The 1,694-nt window shown below is 46.0% G+C and carries 1 protein-coding gene, 1 rRNA gene and 1 pseudogene; 2 read left to right on the plus strand and 1 reads right to left on the minus strand.

Translation table 11 applies throughout. The annotated features are described in order from the left end of the window. A 5S ribosomal RNA gene (gene rrf, locus O9X84_RS19685) occupies nt 1–86 on the plus strand; the annotation flags it as partial. Nucleotides 87–225: 139 nt separating this feature from the next. Then, nucleotides 226–1,255 (plus strand): IS630 family transposase gene (locus O9X84_RS19450; protein WP_442864577.1). Its coding sequence is split into 2 segments (ribosomal slippage): nt 226–680 and nt 679–1,255, totalling 1,032 coding nucleotides; the frame shifts between segments, so codons are not numbered across the junction. Between the two features lie 170 nt (nt 1,256–1,425). Here O9X84_RS19450 and O9X84_RS19455 read toward each other — a convergent pair. Continuing rightward, a pseudogene (locus tag O9X84_RS19455) lies at nt 1,426–1,694 on the minus strand (IS4 family transposase); the annotation flags it as partial.

Genomic DNA, 1,694 nt, shown 5'->3' on the forward strand with positions numbered 1-1,694 from the left:
GACTCCATTTCGAACTCAGAAGTGAAACGTATTAGCGCCGATGGTAGTGTGGGGTTTCCCCATGTGAGAGTAGGACACTGCCAGGTCCCATTAAGAAAAACCCGCCTAACGGCGGGTTTTTTGTTTTGTGCCCCAAAAAAATAAATGGGGGTCAGATCAACATTATACCAATTGACTTAAAAATTTGATCTAATAGCAGTATTCATATTTTTTTTGATTTTTAGTATGCATACGGCTGAAGACTTTAAACAATTGGCAAGGCAAACCTCCCGAGGACAATTACGTACACGTTATTTGGCCTTGTACCATTTCAAACGAGGTGAAACTCGCACTCAGATTGCGTTATACCTCGGGGTTGCCCGAGGCAGCGTCAATACATGGGTGTCCAATTACCTTGCCCACGGTCTTGATGGTTTACAAGATAAGCTCCGTCCTGGCAGAACTCATCAGCTAACAGCAGTCCAACGGAAACATCTTAGTGAGTTTATCCAGCACAATGCAGTGAAACCTGACGGAGGGCGCTTAATCGCTGAGGATGTACGCCGCTATATTCGTGATACCTTGCAGGTCGATTACGAGTTGAGGAATGTCTATCGCATTATGCATGCGCTGGGATTCAGCTGGATAACCAGCCGTTCAAAACACCCTAAGCAATCACAGGAGGCGCAAGACGCTTTTAAAAAACTTCCAACTGGAAACGATCCTTCACACCCCAGGTCACCTAGGGCTTGATCGCATTGATATCTGGTTTCAGGATGAAGCGAGGTTCGGACAACAAAATCAAACGACCAGAATATGGGCCGCAACCGGGAGCAGGCCGAGAGTGGTGAAGCAGCAGCAATTCGATTATGGTTATCTGTTTGGTGCTGTATGTCCAAGTAATGGAAAAACCGAAGCGTTTATCAGTCCATTTGTGAACAAGGATGTCATGAGGCAACACTTGAAACAAATCAGCGAAACAACAGAGCCGGGACGGCATGCAGTCGTGATTATCGATGGTGCAGGTTGGCATACACCTGATACTGCAGACGAACTCGCCAATGTCACTCTGATCAAGCTTCCGCCCTATTCGCCGGAATTAAATCCGATAGAGCAAGTGTGGCAGTGGCTGAGGCAACATTGCCTCTCAAACCGAGTATTTGAAGGGTATGACGATATTGTAGAGCAGGTATCCGCGGCATGGAATATGTTTATCTCCAATGTCGAGCGCGTTAAGTCGATGTGTACTAGGGATTGGATTAAGTTGGTCAATTAATTAATGCAATTGGTATTAATCCTTAATTACATCCAACCTAAAAAACCCAAATTGGGGCAGAGTGAATAAATGGGGTCAGATCCGCATTTATCTTCCAATTACATTCATCACATCGAATCTAACGAACATCAAACAGGGTCAGAACCTGAGGGATCCCCACGAATTTAATTTCATGTGCTTCCAGCCCAGGCCTCATCGACTAAGGAGCTGTACCACGTGAGTGCAGCTTTCCATTGTCGCATGGTAAACCGTACCCGGCACGCTATAGCCCTGAGCCCAAGATAGTGGAACGATAACACGGGCTTCGTCTCAGTGTTAGCTTGGAACCGACGATGTTTATTAGCGGTAACAAGCACCATCCCAAGCAGTATTGCGACGAGAGAGGCTAACGTTGTCAGTAGTACCAATATCGTAAGACGCTGCTGTTTAACACTTTTAT

Source organism: Alteromonas sp. BMJM2 (assembly GCF_027257845.1).
GTDB lineage: Bacteria > Pseudomonadota > Gammaproteobacteria > Enterobacterales > Alteromonadaceae > Alteromonas.